The sequence below is a fragment of the Pseudohaliea sp. genome, from assembly GCF_040217025.1.
In the GTDB taxonomy this organism is placed as follows: Bacteria; Pseudomonadota; Gammaproteobacteria; order Pseudomonadales; family Halieaceae; genus Pseudohaliea.
In genome coordinates this window covers 119316-144250 of sequence record NZ_JAVJOA010000011.1, presented here as the reverse complement: position 1 = coordinate 144250, position 24935 = coordinate 119316, and the positions used below count along the sequence as shown (strand labels likewise).

Below are 24935 nucleotides of genomic sequence, written 5' to 3'. Positions count from 1 at the left end.
CGAGGTGCTATCTTCGGGCTGTCACCACGACATGAGGAATGACCATGCGCACCGCCAACCACCTCCTCGCCATCACCCTGCTCGCCGGCGCGGCCGCTGCCGCGGCCCAGGACGACCCCGCGGCCCTCGCTGAAGGGGCCCGCTGCGGCATGTGCCACCACCCCGAGCAGGCCATGCTCGGCCCCTCCTGGCAAGCCATCGCCGAGCGCTACGCCGGGGACGAGGGCGCCGCTGAACTCCTTGCGCAGCGCGTGCGCGAAGGCAGCCAGGGCGTCTGGGGCGAGGCGATGATGATGCCGACAACGGAGGAACAGCTCGGCGACGCGGAACTCGCCCGCGTCATCGCCTGGATCCTCGACCGCTAACGGGCGCCGGCGCGCACCTCGCCGAGCTCGATGGCAATGCTGGCCCGGGCCAGCAGCGTGAACACCAGGGCGCCGAAGGCCCAGATGCCGAGGGCGAGGGTCAGCTCCACGGCCGTCGGGCTGTACTCGAAGACCTCGCCGAGCGGCGTCGGGATGAAGCCCGGCACCACGAAGCCCATGCCCTTGTCGATCCAGATACCCACGAAGGCCAGCACGCAGGCCACGTTGAGCAGCCGCCGCTGCCGCCGCAGCGGGTTGATGGTGAGGATCACCACTGCCACCAGCAGCAGGGCCAGTGCCGACCAGACCCAGGGCACCAGGCTGTCCGCCCCCTCCAGGCCGAAGTAGAGGTAGCGGATCGAGGCGGCGTGGCTGCCCTCGTTGTAGAAGTCCGTGAACAGCTCGACGCCGACGAAGAACAGCGAGACCTGCAGCGCCACGGTCATGATCAGCGCCAGCGTATCGATCACCGTGTCCGCCACCGGGTAGCGGCTGAAGCGCCGCACGGCCTGCAGCACCAGGATGATCAGTGCCGGGCCCGACACGAAGGCCGTGGCAATGAAGCGCGGCCCGAGCAGTGACACGCTCCAGAACGGCCGGGCACTGCTGGCCGCAAACAGGAACGCCGTCACCGTGTGGATGGAGATGGCCCAGAACATGGCCAGCACCACCCAGGGGAAGTAGGCGCGGAAGTGCGGCTCGCGGCCCCGGTAGTGGCAGTAGTGCACGTAGAAGGGAATGGCCAGGTTCAGCAGCAGGTAGCCGGTGAGCACGACCACGTCCCAGGCCAGCAGCGACTCGGGCCAGTGCATGCGGCCGATGACCGGCAGCAGGTGCAGGGCGCGGTCCGGCCGGCCCAGGTCGACGACCACGAACAGCATGGCCGAGAGCACCGCGGCCACCGCCAGCCCCTCGCCGATGAGCACCACCGCCTTGATGTCCTTGCGGTGGAACACGTAGGCCGGGATCACCAGCAGCACCGCCGCCGCGGCGATGCCGACGAGGAAGGCGAAGTTGGCGATGTAGAAGCCCCAGGACACCTGGTCGCTCATGCCCGTGACGATGAGTCCCTCGCGGAGCTGCACCGCGTAAGCGCCGGCGCCGGCGAGCACCAGCACGGCGAGGCAGGCGACCCAGAGGCGGTAGCCGCGGCCGCCCCCGGCCATGGCGCCGAGCGCATCGCGGATGAATGCGAGCATGCCCACCCCCTCAGTCCGTGAAGTACCAGAACTTCGGCTCCGTGCCGAGCTCCTCCTTCAGCCGGAACACCGGCTTGTTGGCGAGCACGTAGCGGATCTCGCTGTTCGGGTCCAGCAGGTTGCCGAAGATGCGCGCCCCCGTGGGGCAGGCTTCCTGGCAGGCCGGCTGGCGCCCCTCGCGGGTGCGCTGCGTGCAGAAGTGGCATTTCTCCACCACACCCTTCGGCCGCGGCCGGTTGCCCAGGTAGTTCGTGTTCGGGTTGATCTCCTCCGGAGGGATCTCGGGTTCGCGCCAGTTGAAGTGCCGCGCCCAGTAGGGGCAGGCGGTCATGCAGTAGCGGCAGCCGATGCACCAGTCGTAATCGACCACCACGATGCCGTCCGGCTCCATCCAGGTCGCCTCCACCGGGCAGGCCTTGACGCAGGGCGGGTCGTCGCACTGCATGCACTGCACCGGCAGGTAGTAGTGGCCATCCACGGGCACGGTGGCCGGGTCGTAGTAGTGCTCGGCGGCCTCCAGGTCCCGGGTGCCCTCGGGCAGCTCGAGGACGCGGATGTACTCTATCTGCGACCCGCGGTCCTGGTTGTTCTCGCGCACGCAGGCGGACACGCAGTCACGGTAGCCCTGGCACTTGCTGATGTTGAGCGCGTAGCCGAAGACGACGCCCTCCTGCGGCGGCGTGTCCTTGCAGGTGATGTCGACGCCGTAGCGCCGCTTCGCGCGGCGCTCGATGCGGTCCAGGGCGTCGGCGATCTCCTCGTCGTCCATGCGCTGGTAGTGGTCCTGGAAGAAGCTGCCCATCGCATCCAGGAAGGTGCTGCCCCCCCAGGCCGGGCCCGCGCTGCCCGCGCCGGCCACCGCGGCACCGGCGGCGCCGAGAAAGCGCCGGCGGCCTGCGTCGATGGCGTCACTGTCCTTCTGCTGGCTCATGCTCCTCCTCCTTGACGACCGCCCAGGGCGGCCCATGCGGCTGCGCTTCGAGCGCCGGGCGCTTGAGCCCTGCACGCACCGGCGGTGGCGGCTCCGGCGCCCGCGGTCGCACCGCCGGCGCGTGCGGGTCGTGGCAGTGGGCGCAGCTGTAAACGCGCCGGTCGCCCTGCCAGTCGGCCACGCGCTTGCCGTGGGCGCCGAAGGCCCAGTCGCGGTGCGGGGTGTAGTGGCACTGGGCGCAGACCCGGTCTGCGCGGTCGAAGCTCACGCGCTGGCCGGCCAGGGTGTGCAGCTCGTTGCGGCCCGCGGCGGCGTGGCAGTCGAGGCACCAGAAGCGGCCGTGGCCGTGGTCCAGGGCCGCCGGATGCGGCGAGAACAGCTTGCGCCGCTCGGGATTCGGCGCCATCTGGTCGTGGCAGGCGGCGCAGGGGTAGAATTTCAACTCACCCTGGCGCGGTACGACTTCGAACGCGGGCGCGTTCACATAGCCGTCGAACGGTGCCGGCGGCGCCGGATCCGGCGCGGCGGATACCGGGTTGCCGCGCAGCGGCCGGTGGCCGTTTTCCGGCGCGGGCAGCTCCGCCAGGGCCAGCGAGGCAAAGGCGAAAGCGGCGATCAGCAGCGCGCGGGCACCGGTGACGGCAGCGCCCGGGCGACCGCGGGAGTCCCGGGGATACCCCATCGCAAACCCTCCTTGCCGGGCGGTTCGAGACTGTACCCTGCATGCTCCCGCGACGGCGCGCGGGCTACCATGATCCGGGTCAAGGGAGCTGCCACTTGCGCCGGGCCGCGCGCTATTCAACAATCGTTGAATAGCCGCTGAGACCGAGAAGCCCATGGACGACCAGACCCGCCCGCGCCCCGAGCGCATCCTCGACGCGGCCGAGGAGCTGTTCGCGCTGCACGGCTATGACGGCGTGACCCTGCGCCAGATCGCCCGCCGCGCGGGCGTGGACGTGGCGCTCGCGAGCTACCACTTCGGCAAGAAGATGGACCTTTTCCAGGCCGTTTTCGAGCGCCGGGCCGCCTTTCTCAACCAGGCTCGGCGGGACGCCCTGCACCGCTGCCAGCGCGAAGCCGGCGAACCCGGACCGACCCTGGAGCAGATCATCGAGGCTTTCCTGCGGCCGCTCGAACTCGCCCAGGAGACCGGCGACGCCGGCTGGCGCCACTACCTGGCACTCATCGCCTACATCAACAACTCCCCCTACTGGGGGCCGAAGATGATGTCCCACCTCTTCGACGAGCTGGTGCAGGAATTCATCGCGGCGCTGGCGAAAGCCCTTCCCGGTGCGCGCCGGGAGGACCTGTACTGGTGCTACCACAACCTGTCCGGGGCGCTGACGCTGACCCTGGCGCAGACGAAGCGCATCGACAATCTCTCCGGCGGCCTGTGCCGCTCGCAAGACCTGCAGGCCGCCTATGACCACATGATCCCGTTCGTCGCCGCAGGCTTCCGCGAGGTTTGCGCTAACCGCCGATGAACGCTGCGAGGTCCGCCTTGAAGCGGGCCATGGATTCGGGGTGCACGTACATCATGTGACCGGCCTCGTAGTGCTTGAGCACCAGGTTCCTGCGCACCGTCTCCGACAGGTCCATGTGAGCGATAACGTACTCCGTCGCGCCGTAGGGCGTGGCGAGGTCGAAGTAGCCCTGCTGCACCAGTACCCGCATGTTCGGGTTCTGGGCCATGGCGTAGGCGAGATCCACCGCGGTGTTTGATACCGGCTGCGTGCCCCAGGCGCCGGGCTGCTCGTGGCGCCAGTCCCAGTCGAGGTACAGGCCCGCGGACGTCACGTAGCTGCGGTCCGTCTTCACGCCCAGCGCTTCGCGGTAGTAGTCGTTGAAGGACGCGACGAAGGCCGGGCCGATCGCCGGGAAGAAGGGATCGTAGCGGAAGGTCTCGGCGATGTGGTTGATCGCCTCGCCGGCAAAGCGCGAGTCGATGCGGCCCACGGTCTTGCGCCGGTCGCGAAGCACTTCCTTGGCGAAGCGCGATTCATCCATGCGCAGGTTGGCCCGGTCCCAGTAGTCGGCGCTGATCCCCGTGAAGCGCTCCAGGCCCGCCAGCACCTCGGCACGCTCTTCCCCCGTGGCACGGCTGCCCTTGAGAAGGGCCGGCGCGTAAACCTCGTGCGCGAAGGTTTCGGCCTCGGCCAGGAAGGCTTCGAGGTCCGCCGGCCGGTCGTCGACGGCCTCGTGGTACCAGGCCGTGGCGGCGAAGGTCGTGAAGGTATTCACGTTGGCGAGGTCGTTCTCCGCACCGTTGTTGCCGGCGATGAAGTCCATGTAGGGGGAGACCAGGATCACGCCATCCAGGGAGATGGTGTGCTTGGTGAGCAGCTCGTAGGCCACGCCGCCGGAGCGGATGCCGCCGTAGCTTTCGCCGAGCAGGTACTTCGGGCTGGCCCAGCGGCCGTGCTCGGAGAGATAGCGGGCGATGAAGTTGGCGACGGACTCGATGTCGTTGTCCACGCCCCAGAAATCCTCGCCCTTGGCCTCGCCGACGGCTCGGGAGAAGCCCGTGCCCACCGGGTCGATCATGACCAGGTCGGCCCTGTCGAGAATGCTGAACTCGTTGTTCACGCGCTCGAAGGGTCCGCTGGTGTTGAAGCTCACGTCCTCCACCACGGTGCGCTGCGGCCCGAGGATACCCATGTGCAGCCACATGGAGGCGGAGCCGGGCCCGCCGTTGTAGGCGAACAGGATGGGCCGCTTCGACGCGTCGCCGCCCTTCTTCTCGTAGGCCGTGTAGCCGAAGTGGGCGATCTGGTCGCCGTCGTCGTTCTTCATGACCAGCGTGCCGGCGGTGGCCGTGTAGTCGATGGTCTTGCCGTCGATGCGGACCGAGCCGTCACTTTCGAAGTGCAGCGGTTCGGGAATCGCCGTCTCGGCTTCGGCCGCGTCAGTGCCCTCGTGGCTGTCGGCGAGCGCACCGGCGCCCAGGAAGCCGAGCAGGAACAGGGGGAGGAGCGTGCGTTGCAGGAGCATCGGTTACCTCTTTGTCGTCATGGATACGTCGGAGTGGAAAGACACGCTGGCGTTGCGCCAGGCAGGGGCGCTATTTAACCACAGGCGCCGCAGGGGAACACGTCAGAGCCCGGTCTCCTCCTCGAACTCCCGGGCGGCCCGCTGCTGGCGCTCGTAGCGCGCGGTGCCCCGCTGCGCCTCGCTGGCGCGCAGGCGGTCGCGGTAGCGCTGCCGGCGATAGTGCGCCACGAGGGCGGGAAAACGCTCGGGCTCTTCCTCGCCGGCGATCAGCGCCTCGATGAAGGCAATGTCGATGCCGACCCGGTAGGCGATGCGCGCGGGGCGGATCCGATGCGCGTGGAACTCGGCGACGATCTCCACCTGCTTGTCGCGGTCGTAGGGACAGGTGCGCGAGTAACCGAAGGGCGGCGACGGCGTGCGCGGGTCGGGGCTGGCGGGCTCCTTGGGCATGGCCGGTGTTCTAGCAACTCCGCGGGGAGCGCGCAAGCGGCGCGCTTAGCATTTAGGCCTGTGCCCTCTATACTGGGGGGCCCACGAACACATAGATACAGCCACCGCCCCCGGGCGAGGAGCATCCCATGAACGCACCGCAGACCGTCAGCCAGGCCGGCGACATCGAGACCCGCATGCAGGAAACGCTCGACGCGCAGCGCGAGGATTTCCTCCGTGAGGGTGCGGTGAGCGCCGAGACCCGCATCGACCGTATCGATCGCGCCATGGACGCCCTCCTCAAGCACCAGGACCGCGTCTGCGAAGCCCTGGACAGCGACTTCAGCTGCCGCGCCCGGCAGGTCACCCTGCTCACGGACGTGGCCGCCTCGGTGCAGCCCCTGAAGCACGCGAAGAAGCACCTTCGCCGCTGGATGCGTGGCGAAAAACGGCCGACCAACTTTCCCCTGAACCTCCTCGGCGGTCGCTCGCGCATCGAGTACCAGCCGCTGGGCGTGGTCGGCGTGATCTCTCCCTGGAACTTCCCGGTGAACCTCACCTTCGGCCCCCTGGCGGGGATTCTCGCCGCCGGCAACCGGGCGATGATCAAACCCTCGGAGTTCACGCCGGCGACTTCCGAGGTCATGGCCGAGATGGTGGCCGAGGCCTTCGACCCGAAGGAAGTCGCCCTGTTCACCGGCGGCCCGGAAGTGGGCCAGGCCTTCTCCGCCCTGCCCTTCGACCACCTGCTGTTCACCGGTGCGACCTCCGTGGCCCGGCACATCATGACCGCCGCGGCGCGCAACCTCGTTCCCGTGACCCTGGAGCTCGGCGGCAAGTCCCCGGTGATCATCTCCCGGAGCGCGGACCTCGAGGTGGCCCTCGAGCGCGTCATGCTCGGCAAGACCCTGAACGCCGGCCAGATCTGCCTCGCCCCGGACTACCTGCTGGTGCCCGAGGAAAAACTCGAGGACGTGATCACCGCCGCCGCCGACGCGGTGAAGCGCATGTACCCGAAGCTCCTCGGCAACGCGGAATACACTGCGATCGTCAACGACCGGCACTACCAGCGCCTCTCCGGCTACCTGGACGAGCTCGCCGAGCGCGGCGCCCGGGTCGTTCCCCTGAACCCGGCTGACGAGGACTTCTCGGCACAGGCCGGCAGCCGCAAGCTCCCGCCGACGCTGATCCCGCAGCCGCCGGAGGACAGCAAGGTGATGGAAGAGGAGATCTTCGGCCCGCTGCTGCCGATCCGCACCTACAAGGACTTCGAGGAAACCATCGCCTACGTGAACAGCCAGCCGCGCCCGCTGGCGGCCTACTACTTCGGCTCCGACCCCGCCGAGGAGGAAGCGGTGCTCACCCGCACGACCTCCGGCGGCGCCTGCATCAACGACGTGATCATGCACGTCATGCAGGAAGAGCTGCCCTTCGGCGGCGTCGGCCCCGCCGGCATGGGCGCCTATCACGGTGAAGCGGGCTTCCGCACCTTCAGCCACGCCAAGTCGATCTACCGCCAGTCGAAGCTCAACGTGGCGAAGATCGGCGGCATGCTGCCGCCCTACGGCCCGGCGACGGAGAAGACCATCAAGATGCAGGTGAAGAAGTAGGCAGCCGGTGACGCGGTGGCAGCTGCGCTTTCGTCCCGCCGCGGTCCCGCCCCTCCTTCCGGCGCTCGCCCTGGCCCTGGCGGGCGCGGTCGCCGTGGCTGAGCCCCTGGTCATCGCCCACCGGGGTGCCAGCGGCTACCTGCCGGAGCACACGCTCGCGGCGAAGGCGCTGGCGCACGGCATGGGCGCGGACTACATCGAGCAGGACGTGGTGCTCACCGCCGACGACGTGCCCATCGTCCTCCACGATATCCACCTCGAGGGCACCACGGACGTGGCCCGGCGTTTCCCGGGCCGGGCGCGTGACGACGGCCACTGGTATGCCATCGACTTCACCCTGGCGGAGGTGCGCACCCTCGCCGCCGGGGAGCGCCGGGGCGCCGACGGCAAGCCGGCCTTTCCGCAGCGCTTCCCCGCCGACCGCACCCTCTTCACCGTGCCCACCCTCGCCGAGGAGATCGCCCTCATCGACGGCCTGAACCGCAGCCGTGGCCGGCGCGCCGGTCTCTACATCGAGCTGAAGGGGGACCACTTCCACCGGGCCGAGGGCAAGGATCTCCCCGCGGCGGTGCTCCGGGTGCTCGAGGCGGCGGGCTGGCACCGGGCCGACAGCCCCGTGTTCCTGCAGAGCTTCGAGCCGGCGACGCTGCGGCGCCTGGCCGACGAGTTCCGCTCACCGCTGCCGCGCATCCAGCTGATCGCCGAGAACGACTGGAGCGAAGTACCGGGCGTGGACTATGACGCGCTGGTCACCGACGCGGGCCTGGCCGCCGTGGCCGGCTACGCGGCCGGCATCGGCCCCTGGGTCGGCCGGCTCTATCGCGGCCGCGACGCCGCGGGAGAGGCGCAGCTCTCGGACCTGGTGGAGCGCGCCCATGCCGCGGGGCTGCTCGTCCATCCCTATACCTTCCGCAGCGATGCCCTGCCCGCGGGCATCGACAGCTTCGACGCGCTGCTCGCGCTTTTCGTGGACCGGCTCGGCGTGGACGGCCTATTCACGGACTTTCCGGACCGGGCCCGCGCCTACCTGCAGGGGGACCAGTGACCCAGCGCACCCACCGCCGTACCAAGATCGTCGCCACCATCGGCCCGGCCAGCGAGAGCGAGACCGTGCTCGGCGGCCTGGTCCGCGCGGGGGTGGATGTGTTCCGCCTGAACTTCAGCCACGGCAGCGCCGAACACCACGCGGAGGTGGCCCGCCGGGTCCGCCAGGAAGCGCAGCGCGCCGGGCGCTACGTGGGCATCCTCGCGGATCTGCAGGGGCCGAAGATCCGCATCGCCGGTTTCCGCGACGGCCCGGTCACCCTCGACAGCGGCGACAGCTTCCGCCTCGACGGCGGCCTCGGCGAGGAGGAGGGCACGGCACGGGCCGTGGGCTACGGCTTCCGGGAGCTGCCGCAGTATCTCGCCCCCGGCGACACGCTGCTGCTCGACGACGGCCGACTCCGCCTGCGCGTGGACGACGTGACCGGGTCCGCCATCGACTGTACCGTGGAACTCGGCGGCCGGCTGTCGGCCCGCAAGGGTATCAACCGGCTGGGCGGCGGCATCGCCGCGCCGGCACTCACCGAGAAGGACATCGCGGACATCCGCGGCCTCGACGCCGTGCAGCCCGATTTCGTTGCCGTTTCCTTTGTCTCCAGCACCGAGGACATCCGCCTGGCCCGCGAGCTGCTCGAGGAACGCGGCCTCGCACCGGCCCTGATAGCGAAAATCGAACGAGCGGAAGTGGTCGGCAACGACGGGGTACTGGACGCGATCCTGAAGGCATCTGACGGGATCATGGTGGCCCGCGGCGACCTGGGGGTGGAGGTGGGCGACGCCGAGCTGATCGGCATCCAGAAGGACCTCATCTCGCGCGCGCGCAGGAGCGACCGGGTGGTGATCACGGCCACGCAGATGATGGAGTCGATGATCGAGAGCCCCATGCCGACCCGCGCGGAGGTTTTCGATGTGGCCAATGCGGTCCTCGACGGCACCGATGCGGTGATGCTCTCCGCCGAGACCGCCGTCGGCCGCTACCCGGTCGAAGTGGTCGCGGCCATGGCCGACGCGGCCATGGGCGCGGAGCGGCACCCGGTGGCGCGGACGTCGCGCTACCGCCTCGAGCGGGAGTTCGGCAGCGCCCAGGAGACCGTCGCCATGGCCGCGATCTACGCCGCCAACCACTACCGGCGCGTGCGCGGTATCGCCTGCCTCACCGAATCGGGTACCACGCCGCTGCTCATGTCACGGCTCAGCTCCGGGCTGCCGATCTTCGCCCTGTCCAGCCGCGACCGCACGTTGCAGCGGCTGAGCCTGTGCCGGGGCGTCATCCCGCTCTACTTCGATGCCTCGGCCTTCACCGGGGCCGACCCCGACACCGTCGAGGAGCGGGCCATCGAGTTTCTCCTCTCCCGCGGCTACCTGGGCCGCGGCGACGAGCTCCTGCTCACCCGCGGCCAGGTCCTCGGACAGCAGGGCGGTACCAACCTGCTCAAGGTGCTGCCGGTCGACTGAACCGGGCGGAAACGCCGGCATAATCCGGAATGTGAATTTTCCCATTCGGCCTTTTCCCGTTGCGGCCGACTCTGCAATCACCTGCTACACTCAGCTTGTCGGGCTACCCGGCACGTTTATGCGCACGGTCGAAGATCCTTCAAGTTCCTCGGTTCGTTACCCATAAGTGTTCAATTGGATTTTCCGGTGGCATCACCACCGGGCTTTAGAAAGGTAATTCAGTATGTCTACAGTAACCGGCACCGTTAAGTGGTTTAACGAGACCAAGGGCTACGGCTTCATTGAGCAGGAAGGCGGCCCGGACGTATTCGTTCACTTCAGTGCAATCAAGGGTGATGGCTTCCGCACGCTGACCGACGGCCAGAAGGTCGAGTTCACCGTCGCCAACGGCCAGAAGGGTCCCCAGGCCGAGAACGTCGTCGCGCTCTGACGCCACGCCGCTCGGGCAAAAAAAAGGGAGCCGAGAGGCTCCCTTTTTTTGTCTCCGGGTTGCCTATCCCTCGGCGAGCTTCTTCTGCCGGTCGATTTCCGAGTTCATGTACTTCATCCACTGGCGGGCGTATTCCTTGGAGCGCTCGTCGCGCCCCGCCGCCCGGAAGGCATCGCGGGCCTTCTCGTACTGGTTGGTGTTGAAGTACGCCATGCCCAGCACCAGGCGCGCGTTGTCCGGGCGCTTGACGCCCCCGCGCTGCAGACCCTTGTTGATGGACTCGATCGCCTTGTCGAACTGCTCGCCGTCGAGGTAGATGCTGCCGAGGCGCGCATAGAGATCACCGGAGTCGGACTTGGACGCGGCCTTCTCCATGGCCGGGATGGCCCAGTCGATCTCCTGCGCCTGGCGCCAGGCACCGGCGAGCAGCTCCCAGTTCTTGGAGTTGTCCTCGACGATCTCCTCCTCGAAGCCTTCCTTGAGAACCTTGCCGGCCTTGTAGGGCACGTTCTGCGCAAGGAACAGGGAGGCGACGTTACGGTACTCGCCATCCTTCTCGAGCATGTCCAGGTCGTAGGCCGTCTCCATGGCCGCCAGCTGACGGGACTCATTCTGGCGCTCGGAGTAGATGTAGCTAAGCTGCACCCAGTACTGCTTCTTCGGGTAGAAGAACAGCAGTTCCTCGAGAGCCGCCTGCGCCTTGTCGAGCTGGTTCTTCTCCATGTACAGGAAGCGCGCCAGGTTGAACCACTGCTCCTTCGGAACCTTGTCCTTCTCGCGGTACATGCTGATCGCGGTCTCGATGTTCCTGAGCGCCTCGTCGTAGTCCTTGAGCTGGTAGTAGCCCTGGGAGAGCAGCACGTAGGCGTTCGCGTTCGGCGTGTCGCTCATCGCGAACCACTGCTTGAGGGCGGCGATACCCTCGCGCCAGCGCTCCTGCACGAAGTAGAGCTGGGCGATGGTGTAGCGGGTGTTGATCTCCATGGCGAGCGGGATTTCCGGCTGCCGGACCACGTTCTCGTAGGCCTGCAGGGCCTTGTCGTAGTCCTCGTTGGAGTAGTGGATGAACGCGTACAGGTTGTAGACGTTGGCAAGCTCATAGCTGTTCAGCTCGTTCTTGCCGCTAGAACGCTTCAGCATGCCGTCGAGGACCTTCGCCGCCTCGCCGAGCTGCTTCTCCTCGGCGAAGGCCTGGGCCTCGGCGAGCTCTTCGTACACCTTGTTCCGCAGCGCGGGGGTACGGCGCGTTTCCTGCTCTTTCTCTTCCTGCGCGGCAGCGCTGCCGAAGGCCTGGAGGCCGGCGCTCTGCTGAAGCTGCGTCAGGCCGACCTGGAGGGCCAGCACCGGAGCGGCCAGCAGCGCGGCGCGGAAGATGACGTTTGCCTTGCTCATCGGCCTAGTTCTCCAGCTCGTAGGTGAACTTGTTCTGAACCCCCGCCACCTCGATGGGCTCGCCGTCAACGACGCGCGGCTTGTACTTGAACTTCTCCGCGGCCTTGACGGAGGCACGTTCGAAGACACCGGAGGGATCGCAATCGACGGGCCGCGGGTCGCGGATGGAACCGGACTTGGTCACCGTGTACTCGACGATGCAGTAGCCGGTGATGCCACGGGTCTGCGCCCGGCGCGGGTAGATCGGTGCGACCTTCACGATGGGCAGGTACTCGCCGTCGCCGGCCGCCATGCCCGAGGAGCTGATGGAAACGTCGACACTGGCGCCGGGAGCAACGTTGGCCACGTTGAGGTCGGTATCGAAATCGACCTCCATGGGCTCCATTTCCGGCGGCGGCTCTTCCGGATCGTCGACCTTCTCTGGCTTCGTTTCCTTGACGTTGATGTCGATTTCCCGCTCGGGCACCACGATATCGGCGATCTTGCGGTTCTTGACGTCTTCCTGCTGGTATTCCCGGTCAATGAGGGCCTGCATGAGGAAAAACAGGCCCAGGGCGACGGGCACGGCCACCAAAGCACCGACCAGGGACCTGACTAGACTGTTGCCCATCTCGCTTATACCTCGTCATCCGTTGAAATACAGGGCGGCGACGTCAGCAGGGGACGCACCTCGTCGTAAACCTGCTCGACAACGAAGGCGGGCGTCTCGCGGTCGACCTGGATGACCAGGTTCGCCTGCGGCGCCTCCTTCTTGGCCACCTCGGTGAGGCGGGCCACCCGCTCCAGCGGTACCTTGTTCTTGTTGTAGTGGATATCCCCGCGGCCATCAACTGCGAAGATGATGGTACCCCGGGGGCACTCTTCCTGGGTCGTCGCCTGCGGCTTGAACAGCTCGACGCCGGGTTCCTTGACAAAGGAAGAGGTGACGATGAAGAAGATCAGCATGATGAACACGACGTCCAGCATGGGCGTCAGGTCGATCTGGCCGGCTTCCTCTTCGGCGGCCTTCTTGGCCGCGGCTTCTCTCATGCTCATGTCAGCGATTCCCCGCGCTCGCCCAGTTCACTGCGCCGGCCCCTGCCTCGCGAGCGGCATCCGCCACGTCGACGACGCTGTTGGCCGTGGCACCCTTCTCGACCTTGATCGTCACGGCCTGCTCCGGATCCGAGGCGAGGAGGCGCTGGATGTTGGCGCGCACGGCGCGGGCGTCGACGCGACGGTTTTCCATCCAGATCTGGTCATCGGAGCGGATGTTCACGAGGATACTGGTCGCGTCCGAAGGGTCCGACTGGTTCTTGTCCGGCCGGTTGACTTCAATCCCCGCCTCCTTGATGAAGGAGGCGACGACGATGAAGAAGATGAGCATGATGAAGACCACGTCCAGCATGGGCGTGAGGTCGATATCCGCCTGCTCGTCCGCTTCCTGGTTCTTGCCGAGTCTGCGCATTAACTGTTTACCCTGTGCTTGGGATCAGAGTGCCCTGGATCAGTGGTCAGAGGTCAGCTGATCCTGCAGGTACTCCTGCTCCCGGTTGGCGATCCGCGTGAGGTAGGTGTTGGCGAACAGCCCGGAAAGGGCCGCCACCATGCCCGCCATGGTCGGGATGGTGGCACGCTCGACGCCACCGGCCATGGACTTTGCATCACCGCCACCGGTGACCGCCATAACGTTGAACACCTCGATCATCCCCGTCACCGTGCCCAGCAGCCCCAGCAGGGGGCAGAGCGCCACCAGGGTGGTGATGAGGGGGAGGTTCGTGTTGATGTGCTCCTTTGCCTCGGACAGCAGGCGCATGCGGATCTGCTTCGCGTTCCACGACTTGCGCTCGGCGCGGCCTTCCCAGGCACTGATGACCTGGTAGACCTCCTTGCGCCAGGCGAGCTTGAAGAACCAGACCCGCTCGAAGATCAGCGTCCACATCACGAAGACCAGGATCGCGATCAGCCAGAGCACGTTCCCGCCCTTGTCCATGAAGGCGAGAATGGTTTCGAGGAAACCTCCCGACATGGTGATCCTCCTAGGCCCTGCTGCTGCCTTCCGAGTGCTCGGCGACAATGCCCGTCGCCTGCTCGTTCAGCACATGGATGATGCGCTGCGCGCGACCGTTCACGACCGTGTGCAGGAGCACCGTGGGGATAGCCACCAGCAGGCCGAGTACCGTGGTCACCAGAGCGCTGGAGATACCGCCGGCCATGGCCTTCGGATCGCCGGCACCGAAGATGGTGATGGCCTGGAAGGTGATGATCATACCGGTCACCGTACCGAGCAGACCCATGAGCGGGGCGACGGCGGCGATGATCTTGAGCAGCGTGAGGCCGGACTCGAGCTTCGGCGTCTCGCGCATCACGCCCTCGGCCATCTTCAGCTCCAGGGTTTCCGGGTCCATGCTCGGATTGTCCTCGTGGATCTTAAGAACGCGGCCCAGCGGGTTGTTGGTGTTGGCGCTGGAGTTCTTGAGCTGGCTCGACACCTTGGCGCTGGTGGCGGACAGGACGATCAGGCGGAACACGGCCAGCAGCAGGGCGAAGACACCGATCGCGGTGATCGCGTAGCCGACGTAGCCGCCCTGGTGCCAGCGCTCCTCGATGGTCGGGCTGTCGATGATCGCCGCGAGGAAGGAGCCGCCGGTCGGGCCGGTCGGGTCGATACCGAACTTGTGGAAGCCGCTGCTGGCGTTGGCCAGCTCCTCGGCCCAGCTGTTAAAGCCGCCACCGGGCTGCCGCGGCAGCACGCTCAGGTGATCGTTGTTGTAGGACAGGTAGTTGCCGTCCATGTCGACGACGTTGAAGGCGCCGATGCGGACGACCTCGCGTTCGGCCCGCTCGCCGGTGGCCGTAGCCACTTCCGTGCTGAAGCGGACGACGTTGCCGGTCTCGCTGATCTCGCGGAGCATCTCGTACCAGACGCGCTCGATCTCGGAGATCTTGGGCAGCGTGTCGGAGGTGCTCATCTTGTCGATCAGGTCGGTCAGGAAGTCGCCGCGGTCCGGGTACTGGGCGGAGACCAGGGACACTTCCAGGTTGGACTTCAGGTCGCCGGCGGCGGCGGTCAGGTGACCGAACAGCTCGGTCAGGGCGCCGAGGCGCTCCTTGAGCTGGGCCTGCTTGTCGGCGATGAGCAGCTCGTTCTCTTCGAACTGGTCCTCGAGCTGCGCGGAGATGCGCTCCTGGCGGGCGCGCTCGGCTTCCGCTTCCTTGAGGAGCTGCGCCTGGTTGGCCTTCTCCCGGGCGAAGCGCTGCTCGCGCTCGCGGTTTTCCTGCTGCTCGGCAACCTGGCCGCGCTTCACGAACTCCAGCAGCTCTTCCAGGCTCTTGGCGGCTTCCGCGCGCTTGTCCACTGCCGGCTCTGCCGGGGCTTCACCGGCCGCCGCGTCATCCTGCGCGTTGGCGACACCCGCCACCGTGATGAAACCGCCGAGAACAACGGCGGTAATCAGCTTGTTGAACAGATCCATTATTCAGCCTCCGGTGCAGCAACGGGCATGTTGAGGAGTTCGATGGCAGCCTGCTTCTTGGCGATACGAACGCCCTTGCGGATGGCATTGCCGTAGTCACCGGCCGGGAGCGGGTCCCAGGCGCGGGTTTCGTTGTTCCAGACGCCGGCCTCGGAGCCGTCGGTGGTCTGGTAGACGAGCGCGATGCGACCGATGCGCAGGAAATCGACGTCGCGGGTGACGCCGTTCAGCTCGATGGTATCGCTGTAGGTCTCGAAGCCGCGGCCGTACTGCAGCTCGATGTTGTAGGCCTCGAGAACCTGGCGGAATTTCTCGGCGACGGTCAGGTCGGAGCGGTCGACGTTGTCGCGGAGGAACTCGATGCGGCGCTGGCGCTCGTCCAGGTTGAACGGCACGTCCATTTCCACGAACTGCTCGAGGCCGTCGATCATGCGGACCACCAGGGCGGGCATCTGCCGCTGGGTGATCTGCACCTCGTCGATGGAGGACTCGATATCGGCGATGCGCTTCTCCTGGTTGGAGATCTGGCGGCGCAGCCGGTCGTTATAGACCTTGAGGCCGTCGATCTGCTTGTTGACCGCCTTGTAGTCTTCGAGCAGGTCCCGGGTCTCTTCCGCAAGGCGGTCGATCTTCGCCTGCGACTGGCGGGCTGCTTCGTTCTTTTCCTCGCTCACGTCGAGGACCTGTTCAAGCGTCGCCGACTGCGCGATGACGGCTCCACCCAGCAGGGCGGAAGCGGTCAGCAGCGGCAGCAGCACATTCTTCAGTCGATAGGTATTCATGGGAATAGTGCTTCCTATAGCCAACAAAAGTTTTCAGATCTGGTGGGGGGGAGACCCGGTTGCGCCTTCGGTAGTAACAGACAGCGTCTTCTGTAATAGAGCACCGAATCTAAGCAGATACGCCCGGGGATTTCAAACCTCTTCAAAAACGAGCGGCCCGCGGACTGCAGCGTGAACACGAGTGTTACATTTCTACACATTTGCACTCTCCCGCGTAACGCCCTCCCGGTCGTAGACCAGGAAGCTGTAGTCCCAGGGGTTGTCCCCGCCGGCCGCGTGCTCTTCCCGGGCAACCTCCCGGAACTGCGCCCAGTCCACCGGCGGCAGGACAGCGTCCCCTGAGACGTCGCCATGGACGCGGGTGAGATAGATCCGCTCGACCCGCGGCAGCCCCAGCGCGTAGAGCTGGGCGCCACCGATGAGCATGATCTCTTCCGCGCCGTCGGTCTCGGCGACGGCCGAGGCCACGGCAAGGGCCTCGTCGAGCCCGTGAACCACGCGTACGCCCTCGGCGGCGAAGGCCGGGTTGGCAGTGACCACGATGTTGCAGCGGCCCGGCAGCGCCCGGCCGATGCTCTCGAAGGTGCGCCGGCCCATGACGATGGGCTTGCCCATGGTGACCCGGCGGAAGTAGCGCAGGTCTTCCGGCAGCCGCCAGGGCAGGGCGTTGTCACGGCCGATGACGTCGTTATCCGCCGCGGCGACGATCATCGCGAGTCGCGCCATCAGACGGCCACCGGCGCCGGGATATGCGGGTGCGGATCGTAGCCACGCACCTCGAAGTCCTCGAAGCGGTAGTCGTAGATCGTCGCCGGGCGCCGCGTGAGATGCAGCGTCGGCAGGGGCCGCGGCTCGCGGGCGAGCTGCATGCGCACCTGCTCCAGGTGGTTCAGGTAAATGTGCGAGTCGCCGGTGGTGACGATGATCTCCCCGGGCTCGAGGTCGCACTGCTGGGCCAGCATGTGCGTGAGCAGCGCGAGGCTCGCCGTGTTGTAGGGCAGGCCGAGGAAGCTGTCCGACGAGCGGATGTACAGCTGCGAGGACAGCCGCCCGCCGGCGACGTAGAACTGGTATAGCAGGTGACAGGGCGGCAGGGCCATCCGCCCCGCGCGCACGTTGTCCTGGGGGCTCATGGCCTCGTCCGGCAGGTAGCCCACGTTCCAGCCGTGAAAGAGGATGCGGCGGCTGTCCGGGTTGCGGCGCAGCGTCTCGACCACGTAGTCGATCTGGTTCACCGGGCCGTGCTCGGTCGGCCAGGCCGTCCACTGGGCCCCGTAGATAGGCCCGAGCTCGCCGTCCTCCGTCGCCCACTCGTCCCAGATGCTGACGCCGTTTTCCTTCAGCCAGCGCGTGTTGGTGTCGCCGCGAAGGAACCAGAGGAGCTCATTGGCGATGCTGCGGAAGTGCAGCTTCTTGGTGGTCAGCAGCGGAAAGCCGTCGGCGAGGTCGTGCCGGTACTGGCGCCCGAAGACCGACAGGGTCCCGGTGCCGGTGCGGTCGCTTTTCTCGACACCGTTGTCGAGGATGTCGCGGAGCAGGTCGAGGTAGGGTTTCATCGGGTCGCGCCCTCCGCCGCGCGGCCGCGGCCGTAGGCCAGCCACAGCAGGAAAAGGCCCACGGCGATCAGGGGCAGGCTGAGCAGCTGGCCGCGGGTGACCCAGCCGAAGGCCTGGAAGCCGAGGTGCGCGTCCGGCTCGCGGAAGAACTCGGCGAAGCTGCGCAACAGGCCGTAGCCCAGCGCGAACACGCCCGAGGCCGCCCAGGTCGGGCGCGGACGGCGCGTGAACCAGAGCAGCACCGCAAACAGCAGCATGCCCTCGAGGGCGAACTGGTACAGCTGCGAAGGGTGCCGGGGGAGCTGCAGGGGGTCGTTCGGGAACACCATGGCCCAGGGCACGTCGCTGGGCCGGCCCCAGAGCTCCTGGCCGATGAAGTTGCCGAGACGCCCGAGAGCGAGCCCCAGCGGTGCCAGCGGCGCCACGAAGTCGAGCATGCGGCCGAAGGCAATGCCCTCCCGGCGGGCGAGGAGCCAGCTCGCGAGGACCACGCCCAGGAAGCCGCCGTGGAAGGCCATACCGCCCTCCCAGACGCGCAGGAGCCAGCTCGGGTCCTCGGCAAGGCGCTCGCCGCCATAGAACAGCGCGTAACCGATGCGCCCGCCAAGCACGACGCCCAGGGCGCCGAAGAAAATGAGGTCGTCCACCTGGCGCCGGTTGAGCGGCGCGCCGGGCGCGCGGCTGCGGCGCAGCGCCAGCCACCAGGCAAAGCCGAGGCCGGCGAGGTAGGCGAGGCCGTACCAGTGGACCTTCACCGGGCCGATGGCGATCGCTACCGGGTCGATCTCGGGATAGCTGAGCACGAAACTACTCCAGCGGCGGGGGAACGAACTGGCCGAGGCCGCGGTCGTTGAGCAGGCTCTCCAGGCGATGCCGGATCTGCACGCTGTTGTCGAGGCCGCGCACCTCGCTCACCAGCGCCTCGGCCTCGGCCCGGGTCACGCTGCGCAGGGCCTTCTTGACCCGGGGCAGGCTGGTGGCGTTCATGGACAGCACGTCGAAGCCCATGCCCAGGAGCAGCAGCGCGGCCAGCGGATCGCCGGCGAGCTCGCCGCAGATGCTGACCTGCTTGCCCTCGCTGTGACCGCCCCGCACCACGGCCTCGAGCGCGGCCAGCACCGCCGGGTGCAGGGCGTGATAGAGGTCGGAGACCCGGGGATTGTTGCGATCCACGGCGAGCAGGTACTGGGTCAGGTCGTTACTGCCGACGGAGAGGAAGTCGACGCGCCGGGCAAACGCCGCGGCCTGGTAGACCGCCGCCGGCACCTCCACCATCACCCCCACCGGCGGCATGGGCGACTCGAGGCCCTCCTGCTCGACCTCCTGCTGACTGCGCCGGATCAGTCCCAGCGCCTCGTCGAGCTCGGCCACGTTGGTCACCATGGGCAGCATGATGCGCAGGTTGCCGAGGCCCGCGTTGGCCTTGAGCATTGCGCGAACCTGGGCGAGCAGGATCTCCGGGTGGTCCAGGGTCACGCGGATGCCGCGCCAGCCGAGGAAGGGGTTCTCCTCCTCTATCGGGAAGTAGGGCAGGGCCTTGTCGCCACCCACGTCCAGGGTGCGCATGGTGACCGGCTTCGGCGCGAAGGCTTCGAGCTGGTCGCGGTAGATGCGCCGCTGCTCCTCCTCGCTGGGGAAGCGCTCACCGAGCAGGAAGGGCACCTCCGTGCGGTACAGGCCCACACCCTCGGCGCCCCGCTCGAGGGAGCGGGAGACGTCGGCCATGAGCCCCGTGTTCACCCAGAGCGCCAGGCGGTGGCCGTCGAGGGTCTCGCAGGGCTCGTCGCGCAGCGCCTCGAGATCCCGGTTGAGGGCCACGTCCTGCTCGGCGAGGTCCCGGTAGCGCTCGACCAGTTCCTCGGACGGATTCAGGTGCACCACGCCGCTGTAGCCGTCGACGATGGCGCGCATGTCGCGAAGACGCGTGTAGGGGAGGTCCACCGCCCCCATGACCGTGGGCACACCCATGGCGCGGGCGAGGATGGCGACGTGGGAATTGCCGGAGCCGCGCACGGAAACGAGCCCCGCGAGGCGCTTGCGCGGGATCTCTCCAAGCATGGAGGCGGTGAGCTCCTCGCACACCAGCACCGTCTGCTCGGGGTACTCGGCTTCTTCCCGGCCCTCTGCCTGCAGGTAAGCAAGCACTCGCGTACCCAGGTCCTTCACGTCCACGGCGCGCTCCCGGAGATAGCTGTGCTCCATGCGCTCGAAGTGGCGGATGTGCTCGATCATGACCTGGCTGAGGGCGCCCTGGGCCCACTCGCCGGCCTTGATGCGCGCCGCCACCTCGCCGCCGATGGTGGAATCGTCGAGGATGCCGAGGTAGACGTCGAAGAGGGCGTGATCCTCCGCCGAGAGTTCGTCGCGGAGATTGTCAGCCACGGCCCGCACGTCCTGGCGCACCTGGTCCAGGGCGCGCTTGAAGGCGCGCAGCTCGGTGCGCCGGTTCTCGGCGGCCCGCCGCGGCACCGTGTACAGGTCCGCGACCGGCGACACCACGCAGACGGCGCCGATGGCGATCCCCGGGGCGCCGGGCACGCCGGTGATCTTGGTGGAAAGGCCGGGCGCGGCGGCGTGGGGCACGTCGCCGGTGACCTGCGCGTGGGCGATCGCGCCGGCGAGCTGCGCAGACATCGTCACCAGGAAGGCTTCTTCGCTCTCGTCAAAGCGGCGCCGCGCCTTCTGCTGCACCACCAGCACGCCCAGCACCGTGCGCTGGTGGATGATGGGGACGCCGAGGAAGGAGTGGAAGGGTTCCTCACCGATATCCGGCAGGAAGCGGAAATTCGGGTGCGTCTCGGCGCTGTCGAGGTTGACCGGCTCCTCGCGTTCCGCGACCAGCCCCACGAGCCCCTCGCCGAGGCCCAGGCTCACCCGGCCGACCAGGGCGGGGTTCAGACCCTCCGTGGCGCGGAAGACATAGCGCTCACCGCCGCGGTCCCGCATGTAGACGCTGCAGACCTCGGTGCCCAGGGCGGCGCGCACGCGGCTGACGATGATGGCGAGCGCGTCGTCGAGGCTCTCGGCGGCATTGACCTCCTGGACGATGCCGCGAAGGACTTCAAGCATCGGCATGCAGCTCCCCGGGAAGCGGCAGCCGCTCGCCCAGCGTGGGCGCGAGTTCGCGCAGGGCGCGGCGGTAGACGTCGCGCTTGAAGTACACCACCTGGCCCAGCGGGTACCAGTAGCTCACCCACTGCCAGTGATCGAATTCCGGCTTGGCATTCTGGTCAAGGCGGATGGCGCTCTCGTCGGCCGCCAGGCGCAGCAGGTACCACTTCTGCTTCTGGCCGATGCAGACCGGGTCCTGCCCCCGGCGGATGAAACGCTTCGGCAACCGGTAGCGCAGCCAGCCGCGGGTGCAGGCCATGATCTCCACGGCCTCCGGGGCGAGCCCGACCTCCTCCTCGAGCTCCCGGTACAGGGCCTGCTCCGGTTTCTCGCCGCGGTTGATGCCGCCCTGGGGGAACTGCCAGGCGTCGCGGCCGCCGACACGCCGGGCCCACAGCAGCTGGCCGTGATCGTTGGCGATCACGATGCCGACGTTCGGCCGGAATCCCTGTGCGTCGATCATTCCCTGCTGCCTCGCTAGCGGACCGGGCATTGTTCCACACTTTATGCAGGCTGAGAAATTGTCCCCCGGTCCGGCTGCCGCTAAGCTGGCGCCCCTTCCCGAGCAGTCCCCAACGCAGGCGGCACTCCCCATGGCACTGGCGATCTTCGACCTCGACAACACCCTCATCGCCGGCGACAGCGACCACCTCTGGGGCGAGTGGCTGTGCGCCCAGGGCATCGTCGACGCCGATGCCTTCGCCGCCCGCAACACGCAGTTCTACGCCGACTACCGCGCCGGCACGCTGGACATCCACGCCTACCTCGCCTTCGCGCTGGCGCCCCTGCGCGGCCGCTCCGTCGCCGAGGTGGCCGACTGGCAGCGCCGCTTCCTCGCCGACTGCATCGAACCGATCATGCTGCCCGCGGCCCGGGCCCTGATCCGGGGCCACCGCGCCAACGGCGATACGCTGCTGGTGATCACCGCCACCAACGAGGTGGTGACGCGGCCGATCGTCGACGCCCTCGGCGTGGAGCACCTGATCGGCTGCGGCGTGGAAGTGGTGGACGGTGTGTATACGGGCGAACCCCTGGGCGTACCGAGCTACCGGGAGGGCAAGGTCGACCGGCTGCACGCCTGGCTGGAGGACCGGCCGGGCGAGTCCCTGGCCGGGGCCACCTTCTACAGCGACTCGCACAACGACCTGCCGCTGCTGAAGCGTGTGGATTACCCGGTGGCGGTGGACCCGGACCCGGAACTCGCCGCCCGGGCTGCCGCCTCGGGCTGGCAGGTCATCAGCCTGCGCGGCTAGCTGCCCGCCGCGTCAATCGTCTTCCCTGCAGTGCTGCTGATACGCCTCGGCGTCCAGCAGCTGCGCCAGTTCACCGCTGTCCGTGGGTTTCAGCCTGAAGAACCAGCCGTCGTTGTAGGGGTCGCTGTTGACGGTCTCCGGCGTTTCCTCGAGCTCGCCGTTGACCGCGATCACGGTGCCGCCGACGGGGGCGTAGATATCCGAGGCGGCCTTCACCGACTCGACCACGCCGGCCTCGTCGCCGGCGGCCAGCTCGGCGCCTTCCTCCGGGAGCTCGACAAAGACGACATCGCCGAGGGCATCCTGGGCGTGGTCACTGATGCCGACGGTCACCGTGCCGTCCTCTTCGAGGCGCGCCCATTCGTGGCTCTTCGCGTACTTGAGTTCCCCGGGTGCCTGGCTCATCAGAGCTCCTCAACAAGAATCACCCGGCGATTGTAGCGGCGCCCCGGAAAGGGGCACAAGCGCTCAGCGCGCCACGCCCATGGCCTGGCGTATCAGCTCGCGCTTCAGCGGCACCGCACCGTCGACCAGGCGCAGGCCGCTGTTGCGCAGCCAGCGCACGGGCAGGGCCCGGGCGCCGAACAGGCGCTTGAAGCCCTCCATGGCCGCCATCATCAGCAGGTTGTCGCCCTTGCGCTCGCGCTGGTAGCGCCGGAGGACATCGAGGCGGCCCGGGTCGAGGCCGCGTTCCGCGGCGCGCAGCACCTCCGCGGCGAGCACCTCCACGTCGGCGAGGCCCAGGTTGATGCCCTGGCCGGCGAGGGGGTGAATGGTGTGCGCCGCGTCGGCGACGAGGGCGACCCCGGGGGCGATGTAATCCACCGCGTGGCGCTGCCGCAGGGGAAAGGCCAGGCGCCGCGTGCTGGCCAGCACGGCCCCGAGCCGGTGCTCGGAGGCCGCGCCCAGCGCCGCGCAGAAACCGGCGTCATCGAGGGCGAGCAATTCCTCCGCCTGCGCCTCCTCGATGGACCAGACGATGGAACAGCGATGGCTGCCGTCCTCGCCGTCGAGGAGCGGCAGCAGCGCCAGCGGCCCCGTGGGCAGGAAGCGCTGCCACGCCGTGGCGCGGTGCGGATGCTCCAGCTGCACCGTGGCGACGATGGCGCGGTGGCCGTAATCCCACTCCCGGGTGCGGAAACCCAGCGCCTCGCGCAGGGGCGAGAGGGCTCCGTCCGCCGCCACCACGAGCTTCGAGCGCAGCGTGTCACCCCCGGCCAGGGCGAGGACGACCTGGCTGCCCTCCCGGACCACCCGCTCCACGCTCTCCGGGGCGCGCACGGCGACGTCGGCGGCTCCGCGGAAGCGCTCAACCAGCGCCTCCACCAGCACCCGGTTCTCGACGATGGTGCCGAGGGCCGGCGCGCCGATCTCGTCGACGTCGAACTCGATAGCGCCGGTGCCCTCCGCGTCCCAGACCGTCATGTGCCGGTAGGGACAGGCGCGCACCGCGGTCACGCCCGCCCAGGCGTCGAGGCGCTCGAGAAAGGCCTGGGACCGCGGGGTCAGCGCGCTGACCCGGGCGTCGAAGCCGTCGAGACCCGGGGCCGGCTCGCTGCGGCCCGCGGGCAGCGGCCGCGCCTCCACCAGCGCGATGGACAGGCCGTGGCCGGTGAGCGCCGCGGCGAGCGCGGAGCCGGCGATGCCGCCACCGACGATGGTCACGTCGAAGCTTTGCTCAGCCACGGGGGGCCTCCAGGGCGGCCATGCCCGCGGCATGGCGCACGAAGCTGTCCTTGAGGGTGCGCGCGACATCCAGCCCGGCGAGGGCGAAATCCCGGGCGATGCCGATGAGCGGATCCGCGTGCATGAACAGGCCGGGCAGGAGATCGCTCGCGGCGATGGTGCGCTGCTGGTCGCCGGCCTGCCGGTCCCGGTAGGCCTGGAGCACCGCGAGGTCGCCGGGGCTGGCCCCCGCCGCCACGCCGCGGGCGATCTCGTCCGCGAGCGCGTGAACGTCGCGCAGCGCGAGGTTGAAGCCCTGGCCCGCGACCGGGTGCAGGGCGTGGGCGGCGTTGCCCACGACCACCAGGTGCCGGCGCACGGTCTCCCGGGCCTCGACGAGCGCGAGCGGGTAGCTGTGCCGCTCGCCCACGGCCAGGGGGCGGCCGAGACGGTAGCCGAAGGCCTCGCGCAGGGCGGCAAGAAACGCCTCGGGCGGGGCCGCCAGCAACTCGGCGGCCCGCGCCGGGGGCAGGGTCCAGACCAGGGCGGCCCGGTGGGCGCCGTCCGCCGGCAGCAGGGGCAGCAGGGCGAGGGGACCGCTGGCCGTGAAGCGCTCGAAGGCACGGCCGGCCGGGTCCTCGGCGAAGGCGACGTTGGCGACCAGGGCGTCCTGGCCGTAGCGCTTCTCCGTCGCGCCCAGGCCGAGCGCATCGCGCAGCCCCGAGCGGGCGCCGTCGGCAATCACCAGCAGGTCGGCGTCGAGGACCGTCTCGCTCTCCGTTTCGCCCGCCGCCGCGCCGGCCAGGCTGACCCGCAGCCCGCCGGCCTCCGGCCGCGCGCCGAGGCAGCGGGCCGGCGACAGCACGCGCACCCGGGGCGTGGCGCGCAGCCGGTCGGCGAGCACCCGCCCCAGCCAGGCGTTCTCCACCACCCAGCCCAACGCCGGCCAGCCCTGCTCCGCCGCGTGCAGGCAGGACGAGCCGAAGTGGCCGCGGCTGGAGACGTGGATGTGCTCGATAGGGCAGGCGCCGGGGGCCAGCGGGGCCCAGGCACCCAGGGCCTCGAACACCTGCCGCGTGCTGTAGCTGAGCGCCGTGGAGCGCGCGTCGAAGGACGGGTGGTAGCTGCCGGCACCCTCCTCGGGCAGCGGGAAACCCTCCACGAGGACCAGCTCGACCGCCGCTGGCAGCTGCCGGGCCAGGGCCAGCGCCAGGCTGATGCCCACCATGCCGCCGCCGGCAATGACGATACGCTGCGCCATACCCGT

General features: G+C 68.5%; 27 protein-coding genes. 7 read left to right on the top strand and 20 right to left on the bottom strand.

Annotation, left to right across the window (positions count from 1 at the left end):
* Positions 1 to 38 precede the first annotated feature (38 nt).
* Positions 39 to 365, top strand: coding sequence for a c-type cytochrome (locus tag RKE50_RS16280; RefSeq protein WP_350038201.1), 327 nt, complete (start codon positions 39 to 41; stop codon positions 363 to 365).
* Here the strand turns inward: RKE50_RS16280 and dsrP are convergent.
* Genes dsrP through RKE50_RS16265 form a run of 3 tightly spaced genes read right to left on the bottom strand, consistent with a single transcriptional unit; the run spans position 362 to position 3177 of the window.
* A complete protein-coding gene (gene dsrP / locus RKE50_RS16275; RefSeq protein WP_350038199.1) occupies positions 362 to 1564 on the bottom strand; it encodes a sulfate reduction electron transfer complex DsrMKJOP subunit DsrP in 1203 nt (400 codons plus the stop codon). The two genes, RKE50_RS16280 and dsrP, sit on opposite strands and share 4 nt — an antisense overlap.
* Positions 1565 to 1574: 10 nt before the next feature.
* On the bottom strand, positions 1575 to 2495 hold the full coding sequence (locus RKE50_RS16270) for a 4Fe-4S dicluster domain-containing protein (protein WP_350038197.1): 921 nt from the start codon (positions 2493 to 2495) through the stop codon (positions 1575 to 1577).
* On the bottom strand, positions 2473 to 3177 hold the full coding sequence (locus RKE50_RS16265) for a hypothetical protein (RefSeq protein ID WP_350038196.1): 705 nt from the start codon (positions 3175 to 3177) through the stop codon (positions 2473 to 2475). Before RKE50_RS16265 ends, RKE50_RS16270 begins: the two co-directional genes overlap by 23 nt.
* Positions 3178 to 3331: 154 nt before the next feature.
* Here RKE50_RS16265 and RKE50_RS16260 point away from each other — a divergent pair, with 154 nt between their 5' ends.
* Positions 3332 to 3979 (top strand): TetR/AcrR family transcriptional regulator, encoded by a 648-nt coding sequence (locus RKE50_RS16260; protein ID WP_350038194.1) that lies wholly within the window; start codon positions 3332 to 3334, stop codon positions 3977 to 3979.
* On the opposite strand, the gene RKE50_RS16255 is transcribed toward RKE50_RS16260, so the two are convergent.
* Positions 3966 to 5486, bottom strand: coding sequence for a S10 family peptidase (locus RKE50_RS16255; protein WP_350038193.1), 1521 nt, complete (start codon positions 5484 to 5486; stop codon positions 3966 to 3968). The two genes, RKE50_RS16260 and RKE50_RS16255, sit on opposite strands and share 14 nt — an antisense overlap.
* 102 nt (positions 5487 to 5588) lie before the next feature.
* Positions 5589 to 5936 (bottom strand): hypothetical protein, encoded by a 348-nt coding sequence (locus tag RKE50_RS16250; RefSeq protein WP_350038191.1) that lies wholly within the window; start codon positions 5934 to 5936, stop codon positions 5589 to 5591.
* A gap of 128 nt (positions 5937 to 6064) precedes the next feature.
* Here RKE50_RS16250 and RKE50_RS16245 point away from each other — a divergent pair, with 128 nt between their 5' ends.
* The 4 genes from RKE50_RS16245 to RKE50_RS16230 all read left to right on the top strand — a co-directional run bounded on the left by RKE50_RS16245 (position 6065) and on the right by RKE50_RS16230 (position 10454).
* Positions 6065 to 7525, top strand: coding sequence for a coniferyl aldehyde dehydrogenase (locus tag RKE50_RS16245; RefSeq protein WP_350038189.1), 1461 nt, complete (start codon positions 6065 to 6067; stop codon positions 7523 to 7525).
* Between the two features lie 7 nt (positions 7526 to 7532).
* Positions 7533 to 8570 carry a glycerophosphodiester phosphodiesterase gene (glpQ, locus tag RKE50_RS16240; RefSeq protein ID WP_350038188.1) on the top strand — a complete coding sequence of 346 codons (1038 nt, stop codon included), beginning with the start codon at positions 7533 to 7535 and terminating at the stop codon, positions 8568 to 8570.
* Positions 8567 to 10024, top strand: coding sequence for a pyruvate kinase (gene pyk / locus RKE50_RS16235; RefSeq protein WP_350038186.1), 1458 nt, complete (start codon positions 8567 to 8569; stop codon positions 10022 to 10024). Before glpQ ends, pyk begins: the two co-directional genes overlap by 4 nt.
* A gap of 223 nt (positions 10025 to 10247) precedes the next feature.
* Positions 10248 to 10454, top strand: coding sequence for a cold-shock protein (locus tag RKE50_RS16230; RefSeq protein ID WP_350038184.1), 207 nt, complete (start codon positions 10248 to 10250; stop codon positions 10452 to 10454).
* A 63-nt stretch (positions 10455 to 10517) separates the two neighbouring features.
* Here RKE50_RS16230 and RKE50_RS16225 read toward each other — a convergent pair whose 3' ends face one another.
* From RKE50_RS16225 to RKE50_RS16170, 12 genes are all read right to left on the bottom strand, one after another.
* Positions 10518 to 11846 (bottom strand): tetratricopeptide repeat protein, encoded by a 1329-nt coding sequence (locus RKE50_RS16225; RefSeq protein WP_350038182.1) that lies wholly within the window; start codon positions 11844 to 11846, stop codon positions 10518 to 10520.
* Between the two features lie 4 nt (positions 11847 to 11850).
* On the bottom strand, positions 11851 to 12456 hold the full coding sequence (locus tag RKE50_RS16220) for an energy transducer TonB (protein ID WP_350038180.1): 606 nt from the start codon (positions 12454 to 12456) through the stop codon (positions 11851 to 11853).
* 5 nt (positions 12457 to 12461) lie between these two features.
* Complete coding sequence (locus tag RKE50_RS16215; protein ID WP_350038178.1) at positions 12462 to 12881, bottom strand: ExbD/TolR family protein; 420 nt, start codon at positions 12879 to 12881, stop codon at positions 12462 to 12464.
* 1 nt (position 12882) lies between these two features.
* Complete coding sequence (locus tag RKE50_RS16210) at positions 12883 to 13293, bottom strand: ExbD/TolR family protein (RefSeq protein WP_350038176.1); 411 nt, start codon at positions 13291 to 13293, stop codon at positions 12883 to 12885.
* Positions 13294 to 13332: 39 nt separating this feature from the next.
* A complete protein-coding gene (locus tag RKE50_RS16205; protein WP_350038174.1) occupies positions 13333 to 13854 on the bottom strand; it encodes a MotA/TolQ/ExbB proton channel family protein in 522 nt (173 codons plus the stop codon).
* 10 nt (positions 13855 to 13864) lie between these two features.
* Positions 13865 to 15301, bottom strand: coding sequence for a MotA/TolQ/ExbB proton channel family protein (locus RKE50_RS16200; RefSeq protein ID WP_350038172.1), 1437 nt, complete (start codon positions 15299 to 15301; stop codon positions 13865 to 13867).
* Positions 15301 to 16083 carry a DUF3450 domain-containing protein gene (locus RKE50_RS16195; RefSeq protein ID WP_350038170.1) on the bottom strand — a complete coding sequence of 261 codons (783 nt, stop codon included), beginning with the start codon at positions 16081 to 16083 and terminating at the stop codon, positions 15301 to 15303. The genes RKE50_RS16200 and RKE50_RS16195 overlap by 1 nt, the downstream gene beginning before the upstream one ends.
* 192 nt (positions 16084 to 16275) lie before the next feature.
* Entirely contained in the window at positions 16276 to 16809 is a 534-nt protein-coding gene (locus RKE50_RS16190; protein ID WP_350038168.1) for a dihydrofolate reductase, read from the bottom strand.
* On the bottom strand, positions 16809 to 17639 hold the full coding sequence (locus tag RKE50_RS16185) for a thymidylate synthase (RefSeq protein ID WP_350038166.1): 831 nt from the start codon (positions 17637 to 17639) through the stop codon (positions 16809 to 16811). Before RKE50_RS16185 ends, RKE50_RS16190 begins: the two co-directional genes overlap by 1 nt.
* A complete protein-coding gene (lgt, locus tag RKE50_RS16180; protein ID WP_350038165.1) occupies positions 17636 to 18442 on the bottom strand; it encodes a prolipoprotein diacylglyceryl transferase in 807 nt (268 codons plus the stop codon). Before lgt ends, RKE50_RS16185 begins: the two co-directional genes overlap by 4 nt.
* Before the next feature lie 4 nt (positions 18443 to 18446).
* On the bottom strand, positions 18447 to 20708 hold the full coding sequence (gene ptsP, locus RKE50_RS16175) for a phosphoenolpyruvate--protein phosphotransferase (RefSeq protein ID WP_350038469.1): 2262 nt from the start codon (positions 20706 to 20708) through the stop codon (positions 18447 to 18449).
* Positions 20701 to 21213 (bottom strand): RNA pyrophosphohydrolase, encoded by a 513-nt coding sequence (locus RKE50_RS16170; RefSeq protein ID WP_350038163.1) that lies wholly within the window; start codon positions 21211 to 21213, stop codon positions 20701 to 20703. The genes ptsP and RKE50_RS16170 overlap by 8 nt, the downstream gene beginning before the upstream one ends.
* Before the next feature lie 130 nt (positions 21214 to 21343).
* On the opposite strand from RKE50_RS16170, the gene RKE50_RS16165 reads away from it, so the two are divergent.
* The gene (locus RKE50_RS16165; RefSeq protein WP_350038161.1) at positions 21344 to 22003 is read left to right on the top strand and encodes a histidinol-phosphatase; all 660 of its coding nucleotides are present in this window, start codon (positions 21344 to 21346) and stop codon (positions 22001 to 22003) included.
* Between the two features lie 12 nt (positions 22004 to 22015).
* On the opposite strand, the gene gcvH is transcribed toward RKE50_RS16165, so the two are convergent.
* The 3 genes from gcvH to ubiH form a co-directional block, all read right to left on the bottom strand.
* Positions 22016 to 22408 (bottom strand): glycine cleavage system protein GcvH, encoded by a 393-nt coding sequence (gcvH, locus tag RKE50_RS16160; RefSeq protein WP_350038159.1) that lies wholly within the window; start codon positions 22406 to 22408, stop codon positions 22016 to 22018.
* Between the two features lie 63 nt (positions 22409 to 22471).
* Complete coding sequence (locus tag RKE50_RS16155) at positions 22472 to 23689, bottom strand: UbiH/UbiF/VisC/COQ6 family ubiquinone biosynthesis hydroxylase (RefSeq protein ID WP_350038157.1); 1218 nt, start codon at positions 23687 to 23689, stop codon at positions 22472 to 22474.
* On the bottom strand, positions 23682 to 24929 hold the full coding sequence (gene ubiH / locus RKE50_RS16150) for a 2-octaprenyl-6-methoxyphenyl hydroxylase (RefSeq protein WP_350038155.1): 1248 nt from the start codon (positions 24927 to 24929) through the stop codon (positions 23682 to 23684). Before ubiH ends, RKE50_RS16155 begins: the two co-directional genes overlap by 8 nt.
* Between the last annotated feature and the right edge of the window lie 6 nt (positions 24930 to 24935).

What these genes read in the sequence shown, in the direction of transcription:
- RKE50_RS16280 (WP_350038201.1), top strand. Translation starts at nt 39, where the DNA reads ATGACCATGCGCACCGCCAACCACCTCCTCGCCATCACCCTGCTCGCC.
- dsrP (WP_350038199.1), bottom strand. Translation starts at nt 1,564, where the DNA reads ATGCTCGCATTCATCCGCGATGCGCTCGGCGCCATGGCCGGGGGCGGC.
- RKE50_RS16270 (WP_350038197.1), bottom strand. Translation starts at nt 2,495, where the DNA reads ATGAGCCAGCAGAAGGACAGTGACGCCATCGACGCAGGCCGCCGGCGC.
- RKE50_RS16265 (WP_350038196.1), bottom strand. Translation starts at nt 3,177, where the DNA reads ATGGGGTATCCCCGGGACTCCCGCGGTCGCCCGGGCGCTGCCGTCACC.
- RKE50_RS16260 (WP_350038194.1), top strand. Translation starts at nt 3,332, where the DNA reads ATGGACGACCAGACCCGCCCGCGCCCCGAGCGCATCCTCGACGCGGCC.
- RKE50_RS16255 (WP_350038193.1), bottom strand. Translation starts at nt 5,486, where the DNA reads ATGCTCCTGCAACGCACGCTCCTCCCCCTGTTCCTGCTCGGCTTCCTG.
- RKE50_RS16250 (WP_350038191.1), bottom strand. Translation starts at nt 5,936, where the DNA reads ATGCCCAAGGAGCCCGCCAGCCCCGACCCGCGCACGCCGTCGCCGCCC.
- RKE50_RS16245 (WP_350038189.1), top strand. Translation starts at nt 6,065, where the DNA reads ATGAACGCACCGCAGACCGTCAGCCAGGCCGGCGACATCGAGACCCGC.
- RKE50_RS16230 (WP_350038184.1), top strand. Translation starts at nt 10,248, where the DNA reads ATGTCTACAGTAACCGGCACCGTTAAGTGGTTTAACGAGACCAAGGGC.
- RKE50_RS16225 (WP_350038182.1), bottom strand. Translation starts at nt 11,846, where the DNA reads ATGAGCAAGGCAAACGTCATCTTCCGCGCCGCGCTGCTGGCCGCTCCG.
- RKE50_RS16220 (WP_350038180.1), bottom strand. Translation starts at nt 12,456, where the DNA reads ATGGGCAACAGTCTAGTCAGGTCCCTGGTCGGTGCTTTGGTGGCCGTG.
- RKE50_RS16215 (WP_350038178.1), bottom strand. Translation starts at nt 12,881, where the DNA reads ATGAGCATGAGAGAAGCCGCGGCCAAGAAGGCCGCCGAAGAGGAAGCC.
- RKE50_RS16210 (WP_350038176.1), bottom strand. Translation starts at nt 13,293, where the DNA reads ATGCGCAGACTCGGCAAGAACCAGGAAGCGGACGAGCAGGCGGATATC.
- RKE50_RS16205 (WP_350038174.1), bottom strand. Translation starts at nt 13,854, where the DNA reads ATGTCGGGAGGTTTCCTCGAAACCATTCTCGCCTTCATGGACAAGGGC.
- RKE50_RS16200 (WP_350038172.1), bottom strand. Translation starts at nt 15,301, where the DNA reads ATGGATCTGTTCAACAAGCTGATTACCGCCGTTGTTCTCGGCGGTTTC.
- RKE50_RS16195 (WP_350038170.1), bottom strand. Translation starts at nt 16,083, where the DNA reads ATGAATACCTATCGACTGAAGAATGTGCTGCTGCCGCTGCTGACCGCT.
- RKE50_RS16190 (WP_350038168.1), bottom strand. Translation starts at nt 16,809, where the DNA reads ATGGCGCGACTCGCGATGATCGTCGCCGCGGCGGATAACGACGTCATC.
- RKE50_RS16185 (WP_350038166.1), bottom strand. Translation starts at nt 17,639, where the DNA reads ATGAAACCCTACCTCGACCTGCTCCGCGACATCCTCGACAACGGTGTC.
- ptsP (WP_350038469.1), bottom strand. Translation starts at nt 20,708, where the DNA reads ATGCTTGAAGTCCTTCGCGGCATCGTCCAGGAGGTCAATGCCGCCGAG.
- RKE50_RS16170 (WP_350038163.1), bottom strand. Translation starts at nt 21,213, where the DNA reads ATGATCGACGCACAGGGATTCCGGCCGAACGTCGGCATCGTGATCGCC.
- RKE50_RS16165 (WP_350038161.1), top strand. Translation starts at nt 21,344, where the DNA reads ATGGCACTGGCGATCTTCGACCTCGACAACACCCTCATCGCCGGCGAC.
- gcvH (WP_350038159.1), bottom strand. Translation starts at nt 22,408, where the DNA reads ATGAGCCAGGCACCCGGGGAACTCAAGTACGCGAAGAGCCACGAATGG.
- ubiH (WP_350038155.1), bottom strand. Translation starts at nt 24,929, where the DNA reads ATGGCGCAGCGTATCGTCATTGCCGGCGGCGGCATGGTGGGCATCAGC.